A 26,227-nucleotide genomic window follows, 5' to 3' on the forward strand; every position below is an offset into this window, starting at 1 on the left:
AACAAACCAAGAACCCCCGGTGCGAGCGCAATCGGTTCCAGCGGGCGTCCTGTAGGACGTCACGTCGGTCATGCGAAGCTACGTGTTCGATGGCCGGAACTAAGGAGAACAAGCAGTGAGAGCCCTCGTCGCGGGCGCCGCCGGATTCCTGGGGTCCCACCTGTGCGATCGTCTCCGCCGCGACGGCATCGAAGTCATCGGACTCGACAATCTCTGCACCGGCAGGCGCGAGAACATCGCGCAGCTCGACGAAGACCCGGGCTTCAGTTTCGTCGAGCATGACATCACCCGGCCGGTCGACGCGGTCGTGCCGGGTCCGCTGGACGTCATCTTCAACCTGGCCTGTCCCGCTTCGCCGCGCGCCTACCAGCGGGATCCCCTGTTCACGCTGGAGACCAACTACGTCGGGACCAGAAACCTACTGGAGCTGGCGCGCGAGCGGGAGGCGACGATTCTGCAGGCCTCCACCAGCGAGGTCTACGGGGATCCGACGATCCATCCGCAGGCCGAGAGTTACTGGGGCAACGCCAACTGCTTCGGGGTGCGGGCCTGCTACGAGGAAGGCAAGCGGGTCGCGGAGACGCTGACGCTCGAGTACGCGCGCCGCTACCGCGTCCCTATCAAGGTCGTCCGCATCTTCAATACCTACGGTCCGAGGATGGATCCAGAGGATGGCCGAATCATCTCGACGTTCATCGTCCAAGCGCTGCGCGGCGAACCGATCACCGTCTTCGGGGACGGCAGCCAGACCCGTTCCTTTTGTTATGTCGACGATCTCGTCGAAGGGCTCGTCAATATGGCGGCGAGCGACGCCTCGTTCACTGGACCCGTCAACCTCGGCAGCCCAGCCGAACGCACCGTCCTCGAAACCGCGAGCCTTGTCAAGGAGATGACCGGATCGCCCTCGGCCACGGTCTATGAGCCCCTGCCGCCGGACGACCCGAAGCAGCGCAGGCCGGACATCAGCCTCGCCGAGTCCGCGCTCGGCTGGACTCCACGAATCTCGTTCGAAGAGGGCGTCGAACGGACGATCGGCTATTTCAGAGGCATCGTCGACCCAGGCTCCGATGGGGGCGTTCAGCGATGAGAATTGTGCTGGCAACCTTGGGAACTCGGGGTGATGTCGAGCCGTGCGCAACCATCGGTCGGGAGCTGCAGCGCCGCGGTCACGATGTCACCATGGCAGTGCCGCCCAACTATGTCGGCTTCGTCGAGTCGGCGGGGCTCGCGGCGGTCCCCCACGGCCCGGATCAGGTTGAGCAGAACGCGAATATCGCCCGGAAATACGGGGAGACGCCGAACCCTGTCTTCATGGCGTGGGTGATTTCCGAGGACCTCAAACGACTCTGGCCGCAGCTGGGCACGGCGCTCACGTCGCTGGCGGACGGGGCCGACCTGTTGTTGACCGACGCGAGCCAGCAGGGGCTGGCCGCCAATGTTGCGGAATATCACGACATTCCGCAGGCTGCACTGCACATCTACCCGCTCGGGCGCGATACGTGTACGCCGGTTACCAAAGAGGCCGAAGACGCCCTGCGCCAAACGTTGGGCCTACCGGAGGAAACGGGGCCCTCGGCGCGACAACCGCTGGAGATCCAGGCCTACGACGAACTCTTCTTCCCCGGGCTGGCAGCCCAGTGGGCGCAATGGGATGTCCGACGGCCTTTCGTTGGCGGGCTGACGCTGGAGCTGACGACGGACGTCGACGACGAGGTGTCGTCATGGATTGGCGCGGGAACGCCGCCGATTTACTTCGGCTTCGGCAGCAGCGCGCGCGTCGCGTTTCACGCCGGCCTGCTCGAGATGATCAGCGGGGCCTGCGCGCAATTGGGTGAGCGTGCGCTGATCTGCAGCGGCGTAAGCGATTTGGCCCGCACCTCACAGTTCGACCACATAAAGGTGGTGGGCGCGGTGAACCACTCGACCGTCTTTCCCGCTTGCCGCGCCGTCGTTCACCACGGGGGTCCCGGCACCACGTTCGCCGGCATCCGGGCCGGCAAACCTACGTTGGCCCTCGCGGTTTCGGTCGATCAGCCGATGTGGGCCGCCGCGGTCGGGCAGCTGGGCGTCGGCATCGGACGGCACTTCTCCGCAACCACCCCGGATTCGCTGCTCTCCGATCTGCGGGCCATCCTCACTCCGCACTGCATCGCGCGAACCCTTGAGGTCGCCGCTCAGATGGCCACCCCCGCCGAAAGCGCTGCCACGGCCGCCGATCTCCTGGAAGCCATGGTCGGCCAAGACTCGGGCTGAACCCGCCTCAGTGCTCGTCGGTCGAGTCGTGAATGTGCATGTCCGAAACACTGCGATATGACGGGAAGTCGAAGTCGGGGAAGGCGCAGATGTCACCGCGATCCCGGACCCGCTCTAACCAGTAAGCCTGATCGGCGGCCGACGTGCAGGCGTAGAGCTTCATATACGTCGCCGCGAAGGGGAACACGAAGCCGTTGCCGACCGCCTGCCAGACGGCCGCCGCCACGCCGGGGGTTTCGACCCCCCGATAATCGTCCATCACGATCACGCCCCGCTCGGCCGTATGAGTCACGGCGAGCCTGATGTCATTGGCCACGCACCGGTAGGCGTGACAACCGTCGATGTGGACGAACCGCAGCGCCCGTTCGCCCAGATCGAGCGCCGATGATTCGCAGACCTCCAGCGTTGGCCGGCGGGTGTGGAACCGATCCCAGTTGGCCAGGAACTGCTGCTGATCCAGGCCCGAATACTCCTGGCGCGGGGCCTGCGCGATGTCGGCGTGCTCCATCACCGCGCCGAACAGATCGCAGATCACCAGGTCTTCATCGTCACGTAGGCCATAACCCATCAAGATGGCGGACTTGCCCTGGTACGCGCCGATCTCCAACATGTCACCCTTGATGCCCTCGGCCGTCTGGCACGCGAGCAGCCGACTGAAGAGCTCGACATCGGCCTCGAAGAACCAGCCGTCGACGTTGTTCATCTGCTCGGTGTAGAGGGCCCAGGCGGCATCGCTCATGACGCACTCCTGCGCATGGACTCCTCCAGTGCGGTTGTGGGCTGCCGGTTTTTACGGCGGTCAATTCGGCGGCCGTGGATTGAACTTATCAATTCTGCGCCGAGCCGCAATCGAAGCTTCAGCCGAGCACTGTTCTCAGTGCGGCTTTCGGTCCTCTAGAGCGAGAGTGAAGACTTGCACCGCAGCGGATTTGCCCTTCAAAGCGTGCGTTCCCCGATCGAGGAGTCCGAGCGGTCGACTGGTCAGCGCGTCCACGCACGAACCGGTGAGAAGAATGGCGTCGCCGGTGGTCTTGGTGAGTTGCTCCACGCGAGCCGCGACGTTGACGGTGTCGCCGATCAGGGTGAACTCGAGCTTGCTTCCGCCGCCGATGGTGCCGGCGATCACCTTTCCGGTGTTGATGCCGATGCCGATGCGAAGCCCACCGCCGAATCGCTCGCCGACGAGACGCTGAATCACCGTGGCGGCGGAGACCGCCGCGTCGGCATGATCTGTAAGGTCGTTAGGGGCGCCGAAGACGGCCAGAGCTCCGTCACCCAGAAACTTGTTCACATGCCCACCCGCGTCGACGACGGCGGGCACGACGATCTCGAACAGCGCGTTGAGCCGGGCGACCGTGTCCTCGGCGGTGTTCGCCTCGGCGAACGGAGTGAAGTCGCGGATGTCCACGAACATCACGGTCACCTCGCGCCGCTCGCCGGTGAACACGTCGTCGCCCTGTTGAAGCAGCCGCGCAGCGAGGGCCGGGTCGACGTAGGTGCCGAACGCGCCCTGAAGTCGTTGCCGCTCAGCCAAACCCGTTTGCATGCGGTTGAACGACGCGGCCAGTGCGCCCAAGTCGTCGTCCTGGACGACCGGCAAACGCTGGCCATAGTCCCCCGCCGCAACACGTTCGGCGCCTCTGGCGAGGTCGCGAATGGGTTGCAGGGATGGCGAGAATCCAAGTCCGACGGAGATCGGCACCGCGAATACGACCGCCAGCCCACCTCCGATCACCACCGACAGGATGGGGATGTCACTGACGCGATTGAACACGGCCGCAAGCAGTGCGCCGCCGACGGCGAACCCAAACGCGACCGCAACCATGGACACGTTGGACCGCGCGGCAAAGGTCGGGCGTGAGCGCGGCAGGGCGTCGCCGATCCCTGTGTCGCCGGCCAAAGCGACCCTGGGCGGCCGCCATGCTGCGTCCACGGCGTTATGGAGCGCGACCAGCTGGACCGCTACGGCGATGGTGGAGGCCACGACGCCGTATTGCACCAGCCGTAACCATTCGGCTCCGGCGATCGCGCCGACAGCGATCGACAACGCGGCGGCCAACAGACCGGCGCCCCACAGCGTGCGAGAAGTCGTCTTGCGGCTGAAGATGTAGGTGCCCTCCAGGGCCGTCATCCGATCGACGTCGTGGCCGGCAGCCCACCGCTCCGCAGGGCGCGCCCATCGGCGATCCGGAAGAACCATGAGGCCTGCGAGCGCCAGCATGGCCACAACGGTGACGGCCGTCGCAGCAACGTAGCGACCCGATTTCTCAAAAGCGACGATGGGAAACGACACGAACGTGAGATAGATCGGCAGCGAGATGAAAAACGAAATCACGCCTCCCGCCAACGTGTACCGCGCCCCGTACCGATCCCACGCCCACTGCCAGATGCGGTCCATGGCAGGAGATTAAATCGTCGCCGGCCGCGATGTGCGGGAAAAGGGCCGCATCGGGTCGGCTGCAGCGGGCACGATGTCTTTTATGGTCGCCGTCTACCGCGCGCCGATGCGATCCCGCAACGATGCCGTCGAGCCACAAGCCACCATCGATCGCGCTCGCCGGCTCGGCGTGTGCGGGTTCGGCCGACTTGTGAGCAGTTCAGCCGAACAGGACCGGCTTGCCCGTCGGGTCGCCCGATTCGCCGAGCTCGACGAAGGCTCGTTCGTGTGGACCCGCGACGCCCACGGCTGGTTCTGGCTGGGCCGCATCTCCGGGCCCTGCGTTTACGACACCGACGACACCGCTAAGGCGGTGGATTTGGTGCACATACGACCCTGCGAGTGGCTGTCCACCCCAATCCTGGAACAGGATGCGCCGGCCGCCGTCGTCGCCACATTCAATAGGGGTGGACGGAACTTCCAGAAGATCCACGACCCCTCGGTCGGTGGTGAGACACAACGGATTTGGGATTCACGGATAGACCGGCCAGCCGAAACCTAGAGCACGGCGGAAGCCGGATCGCGTCAACCCTCGACGGCGAACAGCCCCCACGCCCCCGTCACACCCTTGAGGACGTGTTCGCCGCGAGCGGCGAAGCGAAGGCCCGACCCGGCGACCAGGTCGACGACGATGCGCGAAACCAGCACCTCGCCGGCCCTGGCCGCTGCCGCCACACGCGCTGCGATGTGGACGGCGATGCCGCTGATGTCGTCGTCGCGCAACTCGACCTCACCCGTGTGTACGCCGGCCCGCACCTCGAGGCCCAGGCTTCGCATTACGTCGCGGATCGCCATGGCGCATCGAATGGCGCGGGCGGGCCCGTCGAACCGGGCCAGGAAGCCGTCGCCCGTCGTGTTGACCTCACACCCCTGGAACCGTGCGAGCTGGCGCCGCACCTGGGCGTCGTGCCTGCCGAGCAGCTCCCTCCATCGCTGGTCGCCAAGCTCGACCGCCCGCTTCGTGGAGTCGACGATGTCGGTGAACAACACCGTGGCCAGGACGCGCTCGATCGCTGCCTGCGGGCGGACGCCGGTAAGGAACTCCTCGACCTCATCGAGCAGGGCGTCGGCGTCGTCCGTGAAGAACAGGTGGTCGGCGCCGTCGACCTCGACGAACTTGGCCCCGGGGATACGCTCGGCGAGGTAGCGACCCATCTCAAGCCTCACCATCCGGTCGTCGCGCCGGTGCACCACAAGCGTCGGGGCCTGGATCGTGGGCAGCACGTCGCGGATGTCCAGCTGCGGATAGAGCGCGAAGATGTTGCGGACCATGCCCGGGCTGGCGGCCACCCGCTGCAGCCGCGCCCACCACCGCCGGAAATCGGCATCGTCCCGCCGGCTTGGAGCCCATGCGCCCAATCCGACGCCCTCACCCCAGCCCTTGGCACTCACCTCGACCAACGCCGACAGTTGCTCCTCGGTGACGCCCAGGGGATAGTCACTTGCTTCGAGCAGGCGGGAGAACGTGCCATACAGGGCAAGCGCATTCACGCGATCGGGATGGCCGGCCGCCGTCAGCATCGCCATCGTGCCGCCTTCCGAAACGCCCACGAGATCGGCGCGTTCACATCCGGCCGCGTCCATGACGGCGCGCAGGTCATCGACGGACTCTTCCAATGTCGGCGCGTGCATCACCGGATCCGAGAGACCAGTGCCCCGCTTGTCGAAGGTGACGACGCGGCGAAAGGACGCCAGTCGCGAGTAGAAGTGAACGACCGACGGCTCCTCCCACATGATGTCGAGGTGCGAGATGAAGCCGGGCGCGACGACCAGGTCGGGACCCTCTCCGGTAACCGAGTACGCGATGTTGAGACCACCGCTCTTGGCATAGTGAATGTCCGGCGGGACGTTCATGGTCGAACCTTACGCCTGCGTGGCCCAGGTTAGGCGGCAACGGACGATCCGCCGACGACGGCCGCGCATGGCGGGCAATATTGACGCGCATATCTCCGTCAAAGTCGTCACCCCGCTATCCAATACTTACTCTCTGGCAGAGACTTTCGGGATCCGCGGCTGCAACAGGCCCCGCCGTTCTGGGTAGGTCCGGCTTTTTGGGGCCGATGCCTCATGTGCCGCCGACGACGTGCGGTGGACGATTCTTGCATCGAACTTCGACTACGCACGCGAAGCCGCTCTCGTGGATCAGCGGCTTGCCGCGAAAGGAATTGGGAGGCAATCATGTTCACCATCGAAGAGCTGGCCGCTATTCCGCTCTTCTCGACGCTGGGGGACAAAGAACTGGAGTACCTCGCTGGCGCCGTAGAGGACATCCATCTCATCGCCGGTGAGTACGTGGGGCACGAGGGCGAAGGAAGGTGGAAACCGATACGGTGCATTGCATGCGCCGTGTGGACTACGTCATTCACTATGTCGAGTCGCTCAGCGAGTCGGTGGCGTTCTACCGCGACGTCATCGGGCTCCAAGTGCGGATCGAGGGCGACGGCTATGTCGAGTTCGACATGGAGAACACCAAGTTCTCGCTTTTCGAACGCTCGAAGCTGCCGGAGCTCATCGGTCGCGAGGGCGGCAACCCGCCCTGCGGTGAGATCGGCTTCCTGGTCGACGACGTCGATGCGGAAGCGGAGCGCTTGCGCGGGCTCGGTGTCGACATCCTCAGCGGACCGGTGGATCGACCGTGGCACGAAAGGACGCTGCACATCGCCGACCCGGACGGCAACATCATCGAGTTCGCGCAGAAGCTGCGGTGATCCTCGCCGTCGACCTCGGTAAGACCTCCTGCCGGGCCACGGCAGGCGGCCGCAGGGCCGAGGGCGCGGGCGCGCCGGGGCTCGCGACGCCTGGCGGCGCACGGGCCGCAGAGGCGGCGATTCTGGCGGTCGCGCACGAACTCGGCCCGGTCGACGAGGTGATCGTGGGCGCTGCGGGGGCGCTCGCGGCGCCGGACGCAACGCGCGCGCTGGGCGATGCGTTGCTGAAATCGCTTGGGGCGCAACGCGTCGCCGTGACGAGTGACGCGGTGATTGCGCACGCGGGCGCGCTGAACGGGGAGCCGGGGGTCGTGCTGATCGTGGGCACGGGCGTCGTGGCGCTCGCCATCGACGCGAACGGCGCGCTGCGCACCGCCGACGGTTGGGGCCCCTGGCTGGGCGACGAGGGCGGCGGCGCGTGGATCGGCGCCGCCGGGCTGCGCGCGGCATTGCGCGCGCACGACGGCCGCGGGCCGTCCACCACGCTGCTCGACGCCGCCCGCGCCCGCTTCGGCGCGCCGGGGACCTGGCCCGCGCAGCTCACCGGTGCCGCTGCACTCGCGTCGTTCGCGCCGGACGTCCTGGCCGCGGAAGGTGACGCCGCGGCGGTGGCGATCACCAGTTCCGCCGCCGAGGCGCTCGCTGCGACGGCCCGTGCGGCGGGCGATGGCCCGGTGGCGATGGTCGGCGGACTGGCGGAAGTTCAGGCGCTGCGCGCGCGGCTCGACCTCATCGCCGCCCCCGGCGACGCGCTCGACGGCGCGCTGCAACTACGGGCGATCCACGAGCCGTATGTGATTCGCGTGCAGGCGGATCCGAAAGCCGTTGTCCCGCAAGGACTCGACGCGCTCGCCACCGAGGCGGTGCGGCCGGAGCTTGACGATCTCGACGCGCGCCCGATCGCCGAAGTCGTCGCGCTGCTCGTTGCCGCCGAAGCCGAAGCGCACGGCGCGGTGGCGGCGGCGGTCCCGAGGATCGCGGCGGCGGCCGAGGCGATCGCGGCGCGGCTCGAGCGCGGCGGCCGCCTGGTGTACGCCGGTGCCGGAACGCCGGGGCGGCTCGGCGTGCTCGACGCTGCCGAGTGCGCGCCGACGTTCGGCACCGACCTGGTGCGTGGCGTGATCGCCGGCGGACCGGCGGCGCTCACCGAGGCGATCGAGGGCGCCGAAGACGCGTTCGATCCCGCCGACCTTGCGGACCTGACCGCCTCCGACGCGCTTGTCGGGATCACGGCGTCGGGCCGCACGCCGTATGTGCTCGGGGCGCTCGAGCACGCGCGCGCGGCCGGCGCCCTGACCGTCGCGATCGTCAACAACCCGGGCAGCGAGGCGTCCGCCGACGTGGTGATCGAACTGCTGACCGGGCCCGAGGTGCTCGCCGGCTCCACGCGGCTGACCGCGGGCACGGCCCAAAAGATAGTGCTCAACGCATTATCGACGAGCGTGATGATCGCGCTGGGCAAGGCGTACGGACCGCGGATGGTCGACGTGCGCGCAACCAATGCGAAGGTGCGCCGCCGGGCGGTACGGATCGTCCGCGACGCGGCCGGCGTCGATGAGGAGGCCGCGACCGCCGCGCTCGCCGCCGCGGGTGGTCATGCCAAGACCGCGATCGTGGCACTGCTCACGGGCGTCGAGGCCGCCGAGGCCGCCGCCCGGCTCGACCGGGCGCGCGGACGCGTGCGGGACGCCCTCGGCGGGACATGAATGAATACGTCCCACGGGACGGCGGCTCGCCCGTATCGTCAGGACCGTGTGTGAGCCAGCGTGTGGCCGGCCAGCTCACGTCAGCCGCCGTCAGCTGCTGATGGTGGCCGGCAGCGCCGGCGTGGCGTCCCTGGTCGGCGGCTGCTCGAGTGCGACGCGGATGAACTCTGCCTCGGCGCCTGAGACCCGCACGAAGCCACCTTTGGCTTCGACTCCTCCCCCGACGCCGGCGATCAGCGCAAGCCTGACCGCTGCGACTTCGGCACTGTTGCTATGCCGGGACGCCTGGGGCGCGCGACCGGCCCGCTCCGGAGGGAAGCGCCACACCATCACCCGGATGACTCTCCACCACGAGGCCGTCGTGCTTGGCGAAAACCGTAATGCCCCTAACCATCTCCGGCAGGATCAGCGATACCACCAGGACCAGCACGGGTGGATCGACATCGCCTATCACGTCGGCGTCGACCGCAATGGCAACATCTACGAACTGCGGAGCACCGAACTCGCGGGTGACACCGCGACCGACTACGACACGACGGGCCATTTCCTGGTCCTCTGCGAAGGAGACTTCGATCAAGAGGCTGTGCCGGAGGCACAGCTCCAGGGAGCAGCTCGCGCGTTCGCCTGGGCGGCTCAGAATTTTCACATTTCGAGCGACACACTGGCGGGCCACCGGGACCTGGCCCAAACCTCTTGCCCGGGCCGAAACCTGTACGCCCACATGTCCTCGGGCGACCTCAAGCGCCGCATTGACGACCTGCTCGCCGCGGGCGGAGTGGACCTGCAGCGCTTCTGCGGTCCGGATGCGGCCGCCAGAGTCGCGTCAATCGAGGCCGGCGACTGACCCCCTTAGGCGCTCGTCGGCGGAGCCGGCCGGCACTCGAATCGACTTGAATGTTTGTAGTCCCGTAACAGCGGGCACTTCGCTGAACAGGCTTAAAAAGGGGTCAGCATGTCGGTCACGCATCTCAGCGGTTTCGCTAACGCCTGCCAGGAGGCCGTGAGGGCCGTCCTTCATGCCATCACCGCTCAGGGGGAGGAACGCCGAGGACACCTCTCGGACGCCAAATCGGCAGTGGACATGGCGTTACGCGATGCCCACAGCGGTGAGGAATGGTACCTGGCCCAGCACCTGCGCCAGGGAATAAAGGATGTGGAGAGCCGCCTGCGCGACGCTTCTTAGTTGCCGGCCGTTCCCGCTGGTAGACCGGCCGCAACAATCACTTTCACCCGGCCCACACGTCCTCGACGTAGTGGTCGGATTCGATGAGACCGTTCAGCCAATCGCGGGCCTGATCGTCGTCAGCACCCGTCCGTGCCCGATAGATATCGAGGAAGGACCCCCGCACCGCCGGCGCCATCCGCGCGCCGTCGCCGCACACGTAGACGTGGGTGTCCTTGCCCGGGTCCCCCAACAGGTTCCACACTTCGTCGGCGTCCGCGGCGATCCGGTCCTGCACGTAGCGAACCCCGTCCTGGGGCGCGCGGGAGAAGGCCGGGCGCATTCGCACGATACCGATCGCTTCGGCCTGCTCGAACCGGTCTCGGAAGATGTAATCGACCTCCGGGTCACGCACCCCGAAGAAGCACAACGCGGGCTCTACCGGAGCCCCGGCCTGTTGTGCGGCGAGTCGATCACCGAGGAAACCGAGGAACGGTGCGACGCCGGTACCGGCGCTGACCAGAATCACGCTCTTGGCCGGATCGGCACCGGCCCGGAACGCCTGCCGGGCCGGGTCGACGCGGGCCCGGATCACCTGTCCGGGTTGGACTGTCGCCAGGTAGTTGGACGCGACACCCTTGAACAGGCCGCGACCGGAACGGGCCGGCGCATCGAGCACACTGACGACCAGTCCTACGGTGCGGGGCGACAGCATCGACGATGATGCGATCGAATAGTGCCTGGGCACCATGGGATCCAGCAGTTCGAGAAGTTCGGCACCGGTGAGAACGCAAGCCGGGTATTCGTCGAGGCACTCCAAAACGCTGAGCGGACAGCCGTCTGGAGCCGCGGCCAATTCGTTAAGCCGCTGGCGCTCTGAAGGACTGCTGTTGGCCGCCGCAAGACTACGTAATTGACTGCTGGTCACCGGTTTCCGCAATTCGACGAAGTGCGTGAGAAGTTCTCGTGCGCTGACCTCTCGGTCCAGCGCGATCAGCCGCCGCGAGCTGCGCCGGGGATTGATCGCCAGCCGCAGTCCAGGGTCGATGCCGAGTTGTGCCAACACCGCGTCGACTACCTCGGGCGGGTTGTCGGCCATCACCGTGAGGTGATCGCCCGTTTGATAGTCGATGCCGTCCGGAAGATCCACGCGGACATTGGTTTTGGCTTGGCCCAGCCCGGGGCGGACCAGTTGGGTGTTCTCGACGATGGTCATCGGGATCACCGACGACCGTGCGTCCATCGCCGCCGTGACCGGCCCGACGATCCGGCGCAGCTCGTAGAGCGGCTCGGCCGCGTCCGTGAGCGGCGCGGCGTCGGGGTCTCCGAAGCGTTCGGCCAACGATGACCACAGCGCGGCTGCGAACTCCTCGATCGCGCCGACCATATCTCCCGAAGTGTCGGCCGCTGCCCGCGAGACCAGTCGGTTCGCTCCCAGCTCGCCGAGGCGCTCGTCGATGCGCCGCGGGATCACCTGGTAGGTGTCCGCCCAGTTGTGATCGCCCACACCGAGAACCGCGACATTGGGTACTGGATTCAGCGTGGTATTCGCGTCGAGCAGCCAGTTGAGGAAGGCGCGCGCGTCGTCGGTCGGCTGTCCGTTATAGGAGGACGCGATGATCAGGATGGCCTCGGCTTCGGGGAAGCCGCCGACGGCATCGTCGAGGGGTGCCACCGTGGCCGTGCAGCCCAGTGCGGTTGCATCGTCGGCGAATTGGCGGGCCAGGGCGCGGCACGTGCCGAGGTTGGAACCGTGAAAAACGGCCAGCCGGGTGCCGGCCGTGATCGCCGTCGGGTGCTGCGCTTCGTTCTGGGCGGCGTCGCCCTCAACGCCTGGTGTGACGGTCCGGCGCTCCTGTGGGGTGCGCCTGATGACATCGAGCCGGAATCCGACCGGTCGGCGGCTGGTCGGGGTTTCCCATTGCGGCACATAGTGGTAGGTGTCGATGAGCCGGTAGCGATGTACGACCCGGGCCACTGCCATGGCCGCCTCATGCAGCGCGAACTGCCGGCCGATGCAGGATCGTGCTCCGGTTCCGAAGGGTTTGAACAGCGCGGTCGGCCGGCCCGCCGAACGTTCGGGAGCAAACCGCTCGGGATCGAAGAGTTCGACATTGTCGCCCCACTGCGGCTGGCGATGCAACGCGCCGGTGAGCACCGTGACCGCCTCGCCGCGCTTGATCGGATACTTGCCGCCGATCACAGTGTCTTCCAAGGCCATTCGATCGAAATTCAGCACCGGCGGAGACAGCCGCAGGGTTTCCTCGATCACCTGCCGCAGATAGGTCAGCTTGCCGATGTCGTCGTAGCCGGGCAAGTAGTCGTCTGCGGTGCCGAAAACGCTGTCCACCTCGGCCTGCACCCGGTGCAGGACCGTCGGATCGCTGACGATGTTGTAGAGCGTGTTCGGCATCAACTCCGACGTGGTGAGCTGCCCGGCGATCAGGAAGGTCATGATCTGATTGCGAATGTTCTCGGTGCCCAGTACCGGTTCGCCGCTCGGATCCTGTTGCAGCATAAGCGCTAACAGGTCTTCATACTCGCGTTCGCCGGATTGGTGCTGGGCTATCAGCCCGTCGATGAACGTGTGCAACGTGGCCAATTCTTCGGTGAACACCGCCGTCGGCTCGTCCGATACGAGCTCCCCGAGGGCGGTAGTGAAGCTCTGCGGGATCGGAGCCAGGCCGGGGCAGTCGAAAGAGTCGAAGCGTGAACCGAATCCCGCGAGCGCCACGGTGTCCATGGCCAGCTTCTGCAGGTCGTTCGACACGTCCACCGGCCCGGCCCCCGCGCTGGCATCCCATCGGTCGATCAGTTTGCAGTTGATGTCCAGCATCGCTCCGTGGTAGGCGCGCAGACCCGCGTAACTGAAACCCGGTAAGAGGACATCGTGGGCGCGCTGCCAGTTCGGTTCGCCGTGGTAGGCCGTGAACAGGCCATCACCGGCCAACGGCCTGACTCGGGCAAGGGTCGCAGTCAGGTTCTTGGCGAAGCGGCTTTCGTCGCAGAGCTCGGTGACGAGATCCAACGAGCACGCGTAGAGCTTCCTGATGCCGCCGTTGAAGTCGGCGTAGAACAGCGGACCGTGCAATTCGCCGAGTAAATCCACGGCCAACGCGCGGGGCCGGCCGACCAATTGATCAAGGCCGGGCAGGCGTCCCTCGACCGAGGGGATGCCCGGAAGATCCGGGGGCGGCGACGCACGGAACTCGCCCATGCGGGCAGCATAGGTTTCGACGCCGCGGCTTCGTCAACAATCGGCGAGCCTCGTCCTCGGCGCGACGCACCCCTATCTCGATGGCCGTGTCGACGGGCCTTCGGCCCTTGGTGTATTTAGGCGCTTGACCAGCGCTTCCCGTTGTGGAACGGTCGGAAATCGCACCCGGCGGTGCATGGGCTGGTCTGCGAAATCGCCACGGCGATTTCCGCCCCTGCCCTAGACTCCCCAGCTATGGCCAGGGGGAAGAAGATCTTGTTAGCGCTGGTGCTCGCCTTCACGGTCTCAGCGACGACGTCGAGCTGCATTCCTATTGTCAGCATCCCCAGCTGCCCCGCAGGTGGCAGCTTCATCGGCTGCTGATCGGATCATTCCCAGCCCGGGCGTGTAGCCCGGTGAAACACCTCGTGCAGGACATCGTCACTGCGCATTGCCCGGAGCCGCCGGGCTTGTGGGACTCGTTGAGGTGGCAGGACTCGTCGTTGGGGTCGCAGGGCTCGTTGAAGTCGTCGGACTCGTTGGGCTGGTAGGGCTCGTTGAAGTCGTCGGACTCGTTGGGCTCGTAGGGCTCGTAGGGCTCGCGGGCGTGGTGCTCGCAAGGCCCGGGCCTTCGCCACACCAGTCCGCCACATCTTTCGGGTACTGCTCGAGCGGTGGAGGACAACGCTGCCCCGGCGGGAAATTAGCGCCGGCGTTGAGCAGATCGCAGGGCACGTAGACCTGCTTGCCCTTAGGAGTGTTGGTCAGACACTTCGTCGGCGGCGCGCCATGTGCCTGGACGGGAATGATGGCAGCCGCCATCACCGCGCCGAGCGCCCAAGCAAGACGGCGATAGGTCATGAGGGCTCCTCGTTGTCGCTGCGAAGTTCATCACCGGGCTCACCGGTGATAATCCCAAGCAAACCAAATTCTGCCTTGGCGACAAAAACGCTCGTGCGATACGCGTTGTCGTGATGCGGTGCGGGGCGTGCACAATGTGGCAGCGCCGTCATAGGACAAAATGCAGTCCGACCAGCCGGTTCCTTCGATTTCGTTCCCGTTCCACACCGCTCGATACGTGTGATTTCTGGCCTGCACGGCGTCAAGAGCCCCCGTGCGGACGAAGTCGTCCATCCCCATGACTTCGGGTCCGTCGATCTCCGTTACTCCGTTGATCGGGCCCAGCAGCGGCGCGGGCGACGGCGCTTCCTGGCTTCCTGACGGCTCAATCCCGCCCCGTCCTCGTCGTACTGAGATTGCCGCCGAGCAGGGTGAGCTGTCATCACCTCAACCGTCTATTCACCCGGGTAAGTAATGCGCCGCCGTGAAGCGAGGAGCGAATAGCTATGGCCGCGCGATAGTTAGTTCGTTGGCGTAAACAATTGAACGCCATCTGCTTTGCGCAACCTGAATTGTTCGCCCTCGATCTGAAACCAGCTTCGATTTAGGGCCGTCGCGCGTACGCTGAGCGATATGGTCAAGACCAAGACCAAGGTCTGCATACATTGCGGCCATACGTTCGATCCGAACGAACGACCGCGTGACTTGTCCGATCCGGACTGGCTTCCGGCCGCATCAGTCTATTGTTCGCATGATTGTAGTGACCGGTTCCATTGCGAGATGGGGCATTGCTGCTCGACCCACGCGAAGGAGAAGGCCCGGCGCGAAGCCGCCAAGGCGGCGGCTTCCTCCAATGGCTAGGCGGGCATAGCGGACGCTACGTCTGCGGACCCGACGCAGCCCCGTGCCGCGGGTGGTACAACAGCGCACGAACCAGCGGGCGCGGCCCCACGGACCGAAGCATCTGGCTGGCCGGCCGGACACGTACCCGCTTCGGCCACCAGAACCAGCGGCCCATCACCGTCATGATCGATGGCGTAATGAGCGATCGGACGACGAAGGTGTCGAACAACAGGCCGATGCCGATCGTGGTGCCGAATTGGCCGATCGCCCGGAGATCGCTGGTGATCATTGTGGCCATGGTGACGGCGAACACCACACCGGCGGCGGTCACCACCGGGCCGGTCACACCCATGCCGCGGATGAGTCCCGTTTTCAGGCCGGCTCCGATCTCCTCCTCGATTCGGGACACCAGCATCAGGTTGTAGTCCGATCCCACCGCCAAGAGCACAATCAACGCGAATTCTGTTGCCACCCAGTGCAACTGGAAGTTACCAAGATGCTGCCAGATCAGTGTCGAGAACCCGAACGCGGCCCCCAACGACATCACGATGGTGCCGACGATGACACCCGCTGCGACCAGAGCGCGGGTGACGATCACCATGATGATGAAGATGAGCACGATCGAAGCCACCCCGGCGATCATCAGATCGTACTTGGCGCCGTTGGCGATGTCGTAAAACGTTGCGGCCGTGCCGCCGAGGTAGATGTCAGCATTCTCCAGCGAGGTGAGTTTCAGCGCCTCCTTGGCCGCTTGGCGCTCCTGATCGACGGACGCGATTCCCTTCGTCGTCGCCGGATCCACAGCGTGAGTGATGATGAAGCGAGCGGCCTTGCCGTCCGGCGACACCATCAAGCTCAACCCCAGCAAGAAGTCTGGGTTCTGGAAGATCTCGGGTGGCAGGTAGAACAGGCTCTCCACCTGAGAGTCGTTGAAAGACTTGCCCATCACGGCGTTCGTGTCTGTCAGCCTGTCGAACTGATCGATCAGGCTGTCGAACGAACTGTAGATGGTCAGCGTCGTATCCCGGATCGACTTCGAGACCGCGATATTCTCGGGAATGATCGCCAGCAATTCGCGCGTGGCCTTGGCTGTGTCGGTGAGGTCGCTGGTGAGGGCGTGGAACTTTTCGGCCAGCTGATCGAACCCGTCCAGGGCGTCGAACAGGCTTCGTAGCGACCAGCAGATCGGGATGTCGTAGCAGTGCTTCTCCCAGTAGAAGTAGCTGCGAATCGGTCTCCAGAAGTCGTCGAAATCCGCGATGTGGTCCCGGATCTCGTCCGTGATGGCCGCCGTCTCCCCCGTGGTTTTCGAGCTGTCGTCCGCGGCGTTCGCAAGTCTCTGGGTCACGGCGTACTGGCGTTCCAAAAGGGCGATCTGAGTGTCGAGGAAACCGGTGATCTTCTTGATGTCGCCGACACGGTCCTTCAGGTAGTTCAGGTTGCTGCGGATCGGCGCGCTTTGCACACTGAGCTGGAACGGAATCGAGCCGTCTTGAATTGGCGGGCCGAGAGGTCTGGTGATGCTCTGCACCCGTTCGATTCCGGGCACCCGGAAGATGGCGCCGGCAATCTTGTCCAAAACCAGCATGTCTCTGGGATTGCGCAGATCGTGGTCCGATTCGATCATCAGAAGGTCCGGATTCAGGCGGGCCTGGGTGAAGTGTTGATCGGCCGCGGTGTACGCCTGCACAGACGAAGCACTCTGCGGCAGGTAGTACAGGTCGTTGTAGCGCGGAGTGAAGCCCATCAAGCCGATTGCGCCGACGATCGCCAGGATGACGGATGTCGCGAGGATCGGCGCCGGCCACCGCACGATGGCCGTCGCCAAACGGCGCCACCGGGTGTAGTTGAATTCGCGCTTCGGGTCGAACAGGCCGAAGCCGCTTGCGAAGGCGATCAGCGCCGGCGTCAGCGTGACCCCGGCGGCCACCACCACCAGCAGACCCACCGCGCACGGAAACGCCAGCGAACTGAAGTACGGCAGCCGGGTGAATTTCAGACAGGCCAGCGCCCCGACGATCGTCAAACCCGAACCCAGCACCACCTTGGTGACACCCGCGAAGGTGTCGTAGTAGGCGGCTTCGCGGTCCAGACCCCGTTCGCGGCCCTCCTGGTAGCGGCCGACCATGAAAATCGCGTAGTCGGTACCCGCCGCGATGGCCAGTGCCGTCAGCAAATTGACGGCGAAGGTCGACAGCCCCATGATGCCGGTTTCGCCCAGCAGTGCCACCACGCCGCGGCCGGTAGCCAGTCCGACGAACAGGATGACCATCGTCAGCAGCACCGTGCCGATGGATCGATAGACGAACATCAGCATGATCGCGATGATGATGATGGTGATGATCGTCATCTTGGCCAGGCTCGCGTCGCCTACGACGATCGTGTCGGCGGTCAGGGCTCCCTGACCGGCCACGTAGGCCTTCACCCCCGCCGGCGGCTTCGAATCCGCGACGATTTTGCGAACCGCGGCGACCGATTTGTCGCCGACCGCTCCGCCCTGGTCACCGCGCAGGTTGACCTGAACATAGGCGGCCTTGTGGTCGTAGCTCTCGACACCGGAGGACGTGAATCGCTGTCCCCAGAAATTCAGCGCATGCTCGACGTGTTCGTCGTCCCGCTGCAGCTTCTTGACCAGGTCGTCGTAATACCGGTGGGCGTCCTCGCCGAGAGGTTTGTCGCCGACGAGGGTCACCAGGACGAGGTTGTCGGAGTCGTACTCCTTGAATTTCTGCCCGATGTGCTTCATCCCGGTCACCGAAGGCGCGTCGGATGGCGACAGCGGCACCGAGACTTCCTCGGCGACCGCCTCCAACTGGGGGACGAAGACGTTGACGCCGACTGCGATCAGCAGCCAGATCAACACGATCGGCAGCGCCAGGGCGCGGATGGTTCGGGCCAGCCGCGGTTTGCGCTCAACTTCGGTGCGCTGCGCGACGGGGATTCTGTCCGTGTCGCTCGTGTCGTCGGCGGTCACGCGGACTTGTCCAAGCAGGAAACCTGCGCGTCGCGGTTGTTGGCCTGTTGTTGATCGACCAATTTGCCGTCGACCGTGATGCGGCAGCCGATGAAGGGGCTGTCACCTTGGGCGACGACATAGGCGAAGATGCCGGGCATCTCGGCGACGATCGTCTTCGACCACGGCAGTGTGCTGAAGCTGGCCTTCTGGGGTAGCGAGTCCGCATCCATCCAGTTGACGACGCCGGTCGTCCCGGGCGGTCCCAGGATTTCGTAGATGGCGGTCTTGGCCGCGTACGGCGGGGTCGCATCCCGCGGGTCGGGCTTGGGCAGGCCAGGTCCTGGGAAAACGCCATTGAGTCGAACCACCGCAACGCCGCCGATGATCAGCGCGACGGCCACCACCAGCGGAACCCATGCCCGCTTGAGAAGCCTCAACACCGTGCCCCCCGATTAGGAATGCTCGACGGGCTGATACTAAGGCATCTCTTCGCGTGCGCCACGGCTAGCCGAACGCCACAGCGGTCGAGTTGATTCCCTGGGTGGCCACCAGACCGACGCTGCAGCGGCAGCGGCGACACAACCTCATCTTCGCTGCGATGGTGGTGGCGCGGAGTAGCGGTGTCAGCGATGCGGCGGAGCAGCCTTTGCTTCCAACCAAATTCACGCCGATACACACCTCCGCGCCCCGCGGCCGTCAAACCACTCGCTTGCAGTGCTTTTCACTATGACCCTTCGTCGGTCGCTCGAACGATTACTGCGGAGGCGATGGTTCGGTCGCGGCCGAGGTGCTTGACGGTCAGCCACCGCACCTTCGCGATTTTTTGCTGCGTACCTCTGTCCTCGGGCGACTCAGCGGTCCGCTGTGCGATGCGGTGCTTGAAACGTCTTGCTCGGCCTCGGTTTCGGAGAAAGATCGAGCGCGAAAACCTGTTTGTGGTGCCGCTGGACATGTCGCGTCACTGGTATCGCTATCACCAGCTGTTCGGAGAGTTGTTGCGCACCGAGGTCCTCCGCTTCGAGCCCGATCTCGTCGCCGATCCGCACCGACGGGCCCGCGAAATGGTTCGAGAGCCAGGGCCTCGTCGATAAGGCGGTGCGCCATCTGGTCGCCGGCGGTGCTGACATCACCTCGACGGTGGTCCCGTCCGCCGAGCGGCCAGCGAGCGTCGCAGCGACTTCGTGCGACCAGGGGTGCGCGGTCGGTGAGCAGCTGACCCCCAAGGAGTTCGAGGTTCTTCGCGTACTCCCCACGCGCAGGGCGGCGGTTAGCCGCGCGCGAGAACTCGGCCTGTTGTAATTCGCATATCCTCTGTGGAGCTGCGTCACGAGGTCACCTATGAAGACCACCCTTGACCACCTAGCCACAGCGGCGGCTCCTGGCCGTTGTACATGCTGTTGGGCCGCCATCGCTGCCTGCGCATAAGCCGACTGGCGTGGTGCTCGGCCACGTCCTTCAGGTATTCGACGTCGTCGCTGGTCCACGGGTGCTGACCGGTCCCGTCCAACGACCACCTCGGTTGGCCGTCCTGCTCGTAGCGGGTTATCCGGTACCGCCAGGCGACGTGTCTGCCCTTGGCGTCAACCTGCCAGTCCAGCAGCCGCGGGCGGACGGCCTCGGGCGTCCGCTGGATGAATTCCCGGGGGTGGGTGATCCGGATCTCGATGAACTCGCCACCCATGAATCAACCCTAATCGAATGGAACGAGGTCGTGGCAGACCGAAAACAATCCGAGCCGAAAGCATGACCCCGGCCATCCGCACCTGGTGACGGTGGATGGCCACCACAACACTGCTCCGCAGCCATAGGTCGCGACGATCGGCCCCGGTCAGGCGTTGACATAGACCTTCAAATCCCTTGAGCAGCTTCGCCATAACGCGTGCGGGTGACGTTCCATCTGGCCCGCAGCGCAACTTGCGCCCGCCGGGACTTCCCTCATCGGCAAAACAGGTAGCCCAATACGCGCGAATTGCACGCACCGCTCTCGTACCGTCACTGGCAGGAGGTGCGATATGCGGAGACCGGTGTTCGCGTTCCTCGTTGCAGGGCTGCTGGTGGCCGCGTGCCACGGCGTCGACCGCGAAAAGAGTTCTTCACCGAATGCACAGCAGCAGGCCGTCGTCGGCGTCGTGCTGCGAACCGCTCAGCCGCAGTATCCGAGAGGGACTGCACCGAAACTCGACATGGTGCTGCACAACAACGGCACCACGACGTGCAAGCTGCCCACCTCGCCGGTGGGCTCGGTCGACGTCGTGTCGGTCACGCGCGACGCCGAGGCCGTGGTCGGGAAGGCGGGTAATGCAACCTATTACGGCGGAATCGGCGATGTGGTCAATCGCAGCCTGAAAGACGTCCCGCCCGACGCGGAGACGACCGTACCACTGGACATCAAGGCGTTAGCGAATAGCCCTGCGGTGCTTGTCGTTTCGCGGCCAACTGGCGCCGGCGACGCGAACCTGACCAGTTGGAAGCTGGATCCGCCGGGCAAGTACAAGGTGACCGCGCGCCTGGCACCGGTCGTCGGCACCGCCGAGACGTGTGTGACCCCGTCCGCGTTAGCCGCTGTCGAATTCGAGGTCACGCCGTGAAGCGCCGTTCGTGCGCCGTCGTGGCCGTCTGTGTGTTGACCGCTATCGCCGGAAACGCGAAACCCGCAGCGCTGGCCGATGTCACGGCCGACTCGGGCGCCGAGCCGGGGCTGGCCGCATGCGAAAAAGTGTTCGCTACCACCGACCCGGCGGGCCTGTGGCGCCAGTCCAATGGCCCCGGTACCCCGCCGGTGCAGATAGAGACGACCGACGTCGGCCCGGACGGCGCCGGCACGGGAACCAGCGTGGTCGAGGGGCAGGTCATCATCTACTGGGACCCCGACCAGGTCATCACCAAGGACGGCATCACAGCGAGCCCGTGTGAGGTGCTCTACCACGAGCTGCAACATGCGGCCGACGACGGGCCCAACGGACTTCCACGCAGCGAGCTGGACAACACATGCAACGGCGTCAAGTACGCGGAGTGGCGCGCGGTAGCGGCCGAGAACATGTTCCGGCGCGCAACGGGATTGGGCGATCGCCAGACGTACAACGGCGGCAGCGTCGGGCCAGGATCATTCCAGGACTGTAAAAAACAGGAGCAGCAGAAACAACAAGAAAAAGGCAGGCAACAACGCGTTCGGCGACCCGCACATCACCACCACCGACGGCTTGATTTATGACGTGCAGCAGGTCGGCGAGTTCACGGCGTACACCTCGGACAACGCCGACGCGCCGAAGGTGCAGCTGCGCACCGCACCGGTGCCGGACTCGCAGTCCGCATCGATGGTGACCGCCGCGGCGGCGGGAAACAACGGCGAGAGGGTGGCGTTCGTCCTCGACGACGGGCGACTGACCATCAGCCACGGCGCCAAGCACGAAGCCATCGCCGTGGGCCGGGGCTCCACCACGACTCTTCTCGGAGGCGTCACGGTTTCGGCCACGGCAGCCGAAGCGATCTTCGTCGGCAGCTCTTACACCGTGCACTGGCCCGACGGATCGGAACTGTACGTCGACGAGTCAGGCTACTGGGGTCTGCGGGTGTCGTTCTCTCCGTCCGACAAAGCCAACGGGGACAAACCGCGCGGCCTGTTCGGCACGTTCAACGGCGACCCCGCCGATGACCTGACGCGACCGGACGGCAGGGTGGTTCCGGTCAATTCGCCCGATGACGTCATCCGGTCGCAGTTCGGCGACGCATGGCGAATCAGCCAGAGCGACAGTCTGTTCCCGTACGGACCAGGCCAATCGACCGACACCTTCACCAACCGCGCCTTCCCGGCCCCGCGGCCGCCGTTCTCTCCCGCGGTGACGGATCAAGCGCGGCAAGTGTGCACCTCCGCCGGGGTGATCGGCGACGCGATCCTGGCGGCGTGCGTGTTCGACGTGTCCATTACCGGCAACCCGGCGCTGGCCGATACGGCGGCGCAGGTGTCCCGCGAACAGACGGTTACCGCGGTAGCCGGTGAACCGTTGAACGCCAAGGGCTTTGGGCCTGGCCTATCGGTCAGCGGCGCCGTCCACAAGGACCAGCCGGTGACCTATGAGTTCACCGCGAAACCCGGGCAGGTGGCCGACATCCGAAGTATGTGCACACCGACGGGAAGGAACGTGAGGTACACGATCTCGTCGTCCACCGGTTCGTTCGCCGACCCGATCGGCGGCGTCGACGGATGCGCAGACCTCGGCCGCGTGGCCTTCGCCAGCGCCGACAGCTACCAGCTGGTGATCACCGGCGACGGACAGTACGGCATCACCTGGCGGACCACGCCGGGCGACGTCCACCAAAATCTGAACCAGACGGCGTCGAACGCCGGACACGTGAACGCGGCCACACGGCATTACCTCGCTTTCACGGTCACGCCCGGGCAAACGTGGACGTTCACCCCCGACGGAAACTGTCGTCAAGTCAACGGGTTCCAATGGTCCGTGGTCGATAACGGCGGGGCACTCAACGACCGCGGCATCTACGACGGGTGCAACCCGATGGGACCGCTCAGCCTCGCACCAGGCCGATACTCCGTGAGGATCGAAGCCGGCGGCGCCGACGCCGACTACCACTTCACCGCCAAGCAGTCGTGAGGTCTGGCGTCCTGATGCTGGCCGCCTGACTCCGCATCTGCCGATCGGGGCGACCAACCACATGAAAAAGGTAGCGATCGAACTCCAAGCGTGCGACGGTTCAGCGGCGACGAGAAGTGTCGCCGTGATCGGGGCCGGACCCGGCGGGCTGATCGCGGCGCGCTGGCTGCTCTCGCAGGGATTCGAACCGACGATCTTCGAGCAGGGACCGATGTTGGGCGGGCAGTGGACGGGGCTCACTGATCAGAGCGGCGTGTGGCCGACCATGCACACCAACACCAGCCGCACCATGACTGCCTTCAGCGACCTCGAGCACGAGAGCGACGTCGTCTACCCATCAAGTCAGGAGATCCTCGACTACCTGCATCGCTATGCGGAGAAGTTCGGCATTACATCGCGGATCCGGTTCGGCACTCGGGTCGAACTGCTCAGGCGGGACGGCGACGGGTGGCGCGTCGGGCACGCCGGCCGCCATGAGGCATTCGAACGAGCGGTGGTGGCGGCCGGCAGGTTTCATGCACCCGCCATTCCGTCTGTCCCCGGCCTCGACACGTTCGTCGGCTCGGCGGGAGCGATCTCCACGTACCACTACAGAGGGCCGTCGCCCTATCGCGGCAAGCGCGTTCTCGTGGCCGGCTGCGCGATCAGCGCCCTCGAGATCGCCGCCGAACTAGCCCAGCTCGGCGCAGCACGAGTTGTAGTCACACAGCGTCGACAGCGGTATGTCCTACCGAAGTTCGCCTGCGGAGTCCCCTCCGATCACCGAATCTTCACGCGATACGGCACCCTCGCGAGCGAGACTCTCCCAGCTGCCGAAGTCGACCGGCAGCTGAGGGAGATCGTGGTCGAGGCCGGGGGAAGCCCCGAGCAGTATGGTGCACCGGCACCTGATCCCTCTCTGTTCGCCGCCGGGATCACCCTCAGCCAGCACTACCTGCCGCTCGTAGCCGAGGGCCGAATTACGGTGCGTCCGTGGATGACTTCCATCGCCGACGCAACCGTGACGTTCGCGGACGGCCATGCCGAGGAGTTCGATGGGATCGTGCTCGGCACTGGGTTCGATCTGTGTCTGCCGTTCCTGAGCAACGACATCCGGGCCATCCTGAACATCGACGCCGTACACATGGACGCCGACCGCTACACGTTCCATCCTGACCTCCCGGGGCTGGCTTTCATGGGTATGTGGGACCAATCAGGCGGATACTTTGTGCCGCTGGAACTTCAGGCCAGGTGGATCGCTTACACGTGGGGCGGCATCATCCCGCCGCCGTGTGAAACCGACCAGCGCTTGTCCATCAGTGCTTATCGCTCGAAGCGGGGGATGTCGCAGAAAACTCGGATGAACCTCGTGGCTTTGACCTTCGCTCGAGCAGCCGGGGTCGAGCCGCACCTGGATAACTGGCCGCTCCTGCGGCGCGCCTTGCTGTTCGGTCCGCTCGCACCAAGCTGTTTTCGGCTCGAGGGTCCGGATGCGCTGCCCGATGCGCCGGTGCGGTTCGGGCGCGACGCCGCCACCTTCGGTGCAGTCACGTCGAACGAGCTGACCGAACGTGAACGGCGCTACTGGTCGCTCGTGGAAACCGCTGCCGCCTCCGTGGCAACGCGAACAAGCTGGCATTGATATGCAGTTACTCAGTGGAGCTGCCGGGAATCGATCGGCGGTGCAACGCGCACTGCGACGGCTCAATACAGAGCCATCTCTCCTCTAGCATGTGCTGAGGAGGGCCCGCCTTCCGAAATCTCACGGGACATCATGTGTTGGTGGTAGTGCATCGCGCACTTGACCACGCAGACGAACAAGACGCTCGGATCCGGTCGGTGGCGAAGCATGGTCGCCATCCTGCGGCGATAAATGCGGCGCAGCTCCGGGTCTGGAACGTTCCACATCAGCCGGAGGAACAAGGCGATCGCTGCAAGCGCTTCGAGCGACTGGAATTTCCGCTTGATCCAGGGATGTTGGCGCCAGTAGGCGTTGCGAGTTCGTGCGAAATCGATTCGGCGCTTGAGATAGAGGTTTTCGAGCCGTTCGAAGTAGAACTCGGGATCGTGTAAGTCCCGCACCAAGCCGATATACCCGTCGCGTAACTCTTCACGAGTCATGCCGAGCGGAATAACGTTTGTGCCGAACATTCCGTCGGAGGGGTTCGTCTTCGAAACATCAAGGCGGCCTTCCTTCTTCAAACGCGCGTATAGCGGCGTCTTTGGGATGGCCACGAGCATGTTGAGTGTGGGGTGCATGATGTCGGTCTGACGGATGAACTCGTAGTGGGCCTTGAAGATCCGGGAATCGTCGTGGTCGAAGCCGACGATCATGCCGCACAGAACTTCGAGGCCGGAGTCTTGCACTTTGCGGACGCGATCGACGATCGTCCCGCCTTTACGGACGTTTTGATATTTCTTCGTCTCTTGCAGCGATTCTTCGTTCGGGCTCTCGATACCGATGAAGACCATCGCGATGTTCGCTGCGTCCATCAACTCCATCATCTCGTCGTCTTCTGCGAGGTTGAGCGACGCATAAGCCATAAACGTGAGGGGGTACCCCTTGTCGGCTTGCCACGCGGCAACGTCGCGCAGCAACTTCTTGACCGCGATCGTGCCAATCAGGTTGTCGTCGACGATGAAGGCCATTCGTACGCGCTGCTTACGCATCGCCTCTAGCTCGGCGATCACCTGCGCGGTCGTCTTCAATCTCGGCTTGCGACCGAACGTGATGGGTATATCGCAAAACTCACACTGGAACGGACAGCCCCGGCTGAATTGAATGCTGCCGAACAGATAGTGCTTAGCCTTGATCAGGTCGTACCGTGGCACCGGCGCGCGGGTCATGTCGGTCGGTTCGCGTTGCTCGTACCGGTGCAGATGCCGTCCCTGGGCCCATTCTTCAAGAAACTGCGGCCAGGTCGTATCCGCTTCACCGACGAAAATCACATCCGCCAGGCCGTCGAAGTAATCTTCTTGCACGGTGACCGACGGACCCCCGATGACCGTGAACACGTCACGGGCTTTCAGTTCGCGGAGAATCTCGACCATCCGATGGCCTTGGACGTCCATGCCGGTGAGGCCCACAATGTCGGCCTTCGCCATACGGTCGTAGTCGATTGCCTCGACGTTCTCATCGACGATCGTCACGCAATGGTCGTCAGGAGTCAGCGCGGCCAGCAATGGTAGGCAGACGCTTGGCAAGATGCGCTTCTTACCGAGTAGCGGGAGGGCGTATTCGAGGCCCCAATAAGACACGTCGAACCGAGGATTGATCAGCACAATATCGGCCATAATCGCCTACTTCGACCAGAGGGGTGGGTCGCGGTGCTATGTGAAGGGTCATTCTTCGCCGGCTCAGGGCACCAGTCAATGAGGTGGCCGGGGTCGACTGACCCGAGACGGATCCCGGTTCCGCGAAGCTGAGGTACTTAGACACGGCGCCTTGGACAGCTGGCCCCACAGGATGTAGCAGTCCACCCTGCAGGATGTGCTGCGTCGCTGCATAGCTACAAGGTGCAAGCACAATGGACAAGT

At 65.0% G+C, this 26,227-nt stretch carries 21 protein-coding genes and 1 pseudogene; 13 read left to right on the forward strand and 9 right to left on the reverse strand.

What is annotated here, in order from left to right; all coding sequences use genetic code 11:
• Positions 1-115 precede the first annotated feature (115 nt).
• Both A5708_RS08430 and A5708_RS08435 read left to right on the forward strand, forming a co-directional pair.
• Positions 116-1,087 carry a UDP-glucuronic acid decarboxylase family protein gene (locus A5708_RS08430; RefSeq protein WP_065028181.1) on the forward strand — a complete coding sequence of 324 codons (972 nt, stop codon included), beginning with the start codon at positions 116-118 and terminating at the stop codon, positions 1,085-1,087.
• The gene (locus A5708_RS08435) at positions 1,084-2,253 is read left to right on the forward strand and encodes a glycosyltransferase (protein WP_065028182.1); all 1,170 of its coding nucleotides are present in this window, start codon (positions 1,084-1,086) and stop codon (positions 2,251-2,253) included. The genes A5708_RS08430 and A5708_RS08435 overlap by 4 nt, the downstream gene beginning before the upstream one ends.
• Before the next feature lie 7 nt (positions 2,254-2,260).
• On the opposite strand, the gene A5708_RS08440 is transcribed toward A5708_RS08435, so the two are convergent.
• Together A5708_RS08440 and A5708_RS08445 are read right to left on the reverse strand one after the other, a co-directional pair.
• Complete coding sequence (locus tag A5708_RS08440; RefSeq protein WP_065028183.1) at positions 2,261-2,992, reverse strand: class I SAM-dependent methyltransferase; 732 nt, start codon at positions 2,990-2,992, stop codon at positions 2,261-2,263.
• Between the two features lie 135 nt (positions 2,993-3,127).
• Positions 3,128-4,651 carry an adenylate/guanylate cyclase domain-containing protein gene (locus A5708_RS08445; protein WP_065028184.1) on the reverse strand — a complete coding sequence of 508 codons (1,524 nt, stop codon included), beginning with the start codon at positions 4,649-4,651 and terminating at the stop codon, positions 3,128-3,130.
• An 82-nt stretch (positions 4,652-4,733) separates the two neighbouring features.
• On the opposite strand from A5708_RS08445, the gene A5708_RS08450 reads away from it, so the two are divergent.
• Positions 4,734-5,192: a GAF domain-containing protein gene (locus A5708_RS08450; RefSeq protein ID WP_081292869.1), complete on the forward strand. Its 459-nt coding sequence runs from the start codon at positions 4,734-4,736 to the stop codon at positions 5,190-5,192.
• A gap of 23 nt (positions 5,193-5,215) precedes the next feature.
• On the opposite strand, the gene A5708_RS08455 is transcribed toward A5708_RS08450, so the two are convergent.
• Positions 5,216-6,544, reverse strand: coding sequence for an adenylate/guanylate cyclase domain-containing protein (locus A5708_RS08455; protein ID WP_065028185.1), 1,329 nt, complete (start codon positions 6,542-6,544; stop codon positions 5,216-5,218).
• 485 nt (positions 6,545-7,029) lie between these two features.
• On the opposite strand from A5708_RS08455, the gene A5708_RS08460 reads away from it, so the two are divergent.
• From A5708_RS08460 to A5708_RS08475, 5 genes and pseudogenes are all read left to right on the forward strand, one after another.
• On the forward strand, positions 7,030-7,398 hold the full coding sequence (locus A5708_RS08460) for a VOC family protein (protein WP_065028245.1): 369 nt from the start codon (positions 7,030-7,032) through the stop codon (positions 7,396-7,398).
• Positions 7,395-8,120: pseudogene (locus A5708_RS27940) on the forward strand (BadF/BadG/BcrA/BcrD ATPase family protein); the annotation flags it as partial. The gene A5708_RS08460 and the pseudogene A5708_RS27940, both read left to right, overlap by 4 nt.
• A gap of 81 nt (positions 8,121-8,201) precedes the next feature.
• Positions 8,202-9,104 (forward strand): N-acetylmuramic acid 6-phosphate etherase, encoded by a 903-nt coding sequence (murQ, locus tag A5708_RS27945; RefSeq protein ID WP_419538313.1) that lies wholly within the window; start codon positions 8,202-8,204, stop codon positions 9,102-9,104.
• 268 nt (positions 9,105-9,372) lie between these two features.
• Positions 9,373-9,948 (forward strand): N-acetylmuramoyl-L-alanine amidase, encoded by a 576-nt coding sequence (locus A5708_RS08470; protein WP_269199382.1) that lies wholly within the window; start codon positions 9,373-9,375, stop codon positions 9,946-9,948.
• Positions 9,949-10,056: 108 nt separating this feature from the next.
• Positions 10,057-10,287: a hypothetical protein gene (locus A5708_RS08475; RefSeq protein WP_065028186.1), complete on the forward strand. Its 231-nt coding sequence runs from the start codon at positions 10,057-10,059 to the stop codon at positions 10,285-10,287.
• 43 nt (positions 10,288-10,330) lie between these two features.
• Here the strand turns inward: A5708_RS08475 and A5708_RS08480 are convergent, their stop codons facing one another.
• Positions 10,331-13,483: a cytochrome P450 gene (locus tag A5708_RS08480; RefSeq protein ID WP_065028187.1), complete on the reverse strand. Its 3,153-nt coding sequence runs from the start codon at positions 13,481-13,483 to the stop codon at positions 10,331-10,333.
• Between the two features lie 349 nt (positions 13,484-13,832).
• Entirely contained in the window at positions 13,833-14,102 is a 270-nt protein-coding gene (locus tag A5708_RS26715) for a hypothetical protein (protein WP_155765942.1), read from the reverse strand.
• An 833-nt stretch (positions 14,103-14,935) separates the two neighbouring features.
• Between A5708_RS26715 and A5708_RS26095 the strand changes: the two genes are divergently transcribed.
• A complete protein-coding gene (locus tag A5708_RS26095; RefSeq protein WP_081292872.1) occupies positions 14,936-15,163 on the forward strand; it encodes a ferric uptake regulation protein in 228 nt (75 codons plus the stop codon).
• A gap of 16 nt (positions 15,164-15,179) precedes the next feature.
• Here the strand turns inward: A5708_RS26095 and A5708_RS08490 are convergent, their stop codons facing one another.
• From A5708_RS08490 to A5708_RS08505, 3 genes are all read right to left on the reverse strand, one after another.
• Positions 15,180-18,119 (reverse strand): RND family transporter, encoded by a 2,940-nt coding sequence (locus A5708_RS08490; RefSeq protein ID WP_065028189.1) that lies wholly within the window; start codon positions 18,117-18,119, stop codon positions 15,180-15,182.
• Positions 18,116-18,538 (reverse strand): MmpS family transport accessory protein, encoded by a 423-nt coding sequence (locus A5708_RS08495; protein WP_196772571.1) that lies wholly within the window; start codon positions 18,536-18,538, stop codon positions 18,116-18,118. Before A5708_RS08495 ends, A5708_RS08490 begins: the two co-directional genes overlap by 4 nt.
• A gap of 899 nt (positions 18,539-19,437) precedes the next feature.
• Positions 19,438-19,782: a hypothetical protein gene (locus tag A5708_RS08505; RefSeq protein WP_065028192.1), complete on the reverse strand. Its 345-nt coding sequence runs from the start codon at positions 19,780-19,782 to the stop codon at positions 19,438-19,440.
• 343 nt (positions 19,783-20,125) lie between these two features.
• On the opposite strand from A5708_RS08505, the gene A5708_RS27185 reads away from it, so the two are divergent.
• From A5708_RS27185 to A5708_RS08525, 4 genes are all read left to right on the forward strand, one after another.
• Positions 20,126-20,689, forward strand: a complete 564-nt coding sequence (locus A5708_RS27185) for a hypothetical protein (protein ID WP_065028193.1) — start codon at positions 20,126-20,128, stop codon at positions 20,687-20,689.
• The gene (locus A5708_RS08515; RefSeq protein ID WP_065028194.1) at positions 20,686-21,312 is read left to right on the forward strand and encodes a M91 family zinc metallopeptidase; all 627 of its coding nucleotides are present in this window, start codon (positions 20,686-20,688) and stop codon (positions 21,310-21,312) included. Before A5708_RS27185 ends, A5708_RS08515 begins: the two co-directional genes overlap by 4 nt.
• A 1-nt stretch (position 21,313) precedes the next feature.
• Positions 21,314-22,711, forward strand: coding sequence for a hypothetical protein (locus A5708_RS08520; protein WP_065028195.1), 1,398 nt, complete (start codon positions 21,314-21,316; stop codon positions 22,709-22,711).
• A gap of 124 nt (positions 22,712-22,835) precedes the next feature.
• Positions 22,836-24,332, forward strand: a complete 1,497-nt coding sequence (locus A5708_RS08525; protein WP_231117849.1) for a flavin-containing monooxygenase — start codon at positions 22,836-22,838, stop codon at positions 24,330-24,332.
• Positions 24,333-24,394: 62 nt separating this feature from the next.
• Here the strand turns inward: A5708_RS08525 and A5708_RS08530 are convergent, their stop codons facing one another.
• Entirely contained in the window at positions 24,395-25,984 is a 1,590-nt protein-coding gene (locus tag A5708_RS08530; protein WP_065028197.1) for a B12-binding domain-containing radical SAM protein, read from the reverse strand.
• Between the last annotated feature and the right edge of the window lie 243 nt (positions 25,985-26,227).

Origin of the sequence: Mycobacterium colombiense (assembly GCF_001672755.1) — a bacterium.
GTDB lineage: Bacteria > Actinomycetota > Actinomycetes > Mycobacteriales > Mycobacteriaceae > Mycobacterium > Mycobacterium colombiense_C.

Excerpts from the sequence above, each read along its gene's own strand:
- A5708_RS08460 (WP_065028245.1), top strand. The coding sequence starts at position 7,030 with ATGCGCCGTGTGGACTACGTCATTCACTATGTCGAGTCGCTCAGCGAG.
- A5708_RS08530 (WP_065028197.1), bottom strand. The coding sequence starts at position 25,984 with ATGGCCGATATTGTGCTGATCAATCCTCGGTTCGACGTGTCTTATTGG.
- A5708_RS08440 (WP_065028183.1), bottom strand. The coding sequence starts at position 2,992 with ATGAGCGATGCCGCCTGGGCCCTCTACACCGAGCAGATGAACAACGTC.
- A5708_RS08455 (WP_065028185.1), bottom strand. The coding sequence starts at position 6,544 with ATGAACGTCCCGCCGGACATTCACTATGCCAAGAGCGGTGGTCTCAAC.
- A5708_RS26095 (WP_081292872.1), top strand. The coding sequence starts at position 14,936 with ATGGTCAAGACCAAGACCAAGGTCTGCATACATTGCGGCCATACGTTC.
- A5708_RS08475 (WP_065028186.1), top strand. The coding sequence starts at position 10,057 with ATGTCGGTCACGCATCTCAGCGGTTTCGCTAACGCCTGCCAGGAGGCC.
- A5708_RS08505 (WP_065028192.1), bottom strand. The coding sequence starts at position 19,782 with ATGGGTGGCGAGTTCATCGAGATCCGGATCACCCACCCCCGGGAATTC.
- A5708_RS08445 (WP_065028184.1), bottom strand. The coding sequence starts at position 4,651 with ATGGACCGCATCTGGCAGTGGGCGTGGGATCGGTACGGGGCGCGGTAC.
- A5708_RS08450 (WP_081292869.1), top strand. The coding sequence starts at position 4,734 with ATGGTCGCCGTCTACCGCGCGCCGATGCGATCCCGCAACGATGCCGTC.
- A5708_RS08480 (WP_065028187.1), bottom strand. The coding sequence starts at position 13,483 with ATGGGCGAGTTCCGTGCGTCGCCGCCCCCGGATCTTCCGGGCATCCCC.
- A5708_RS08435 (WP_065028182.1), top strand. The coding sequence starts at position 1,084 with ATGAGAATTGTGCTGGCAACCTTGGGAACTCGGGGTGATGTCGAGCCG.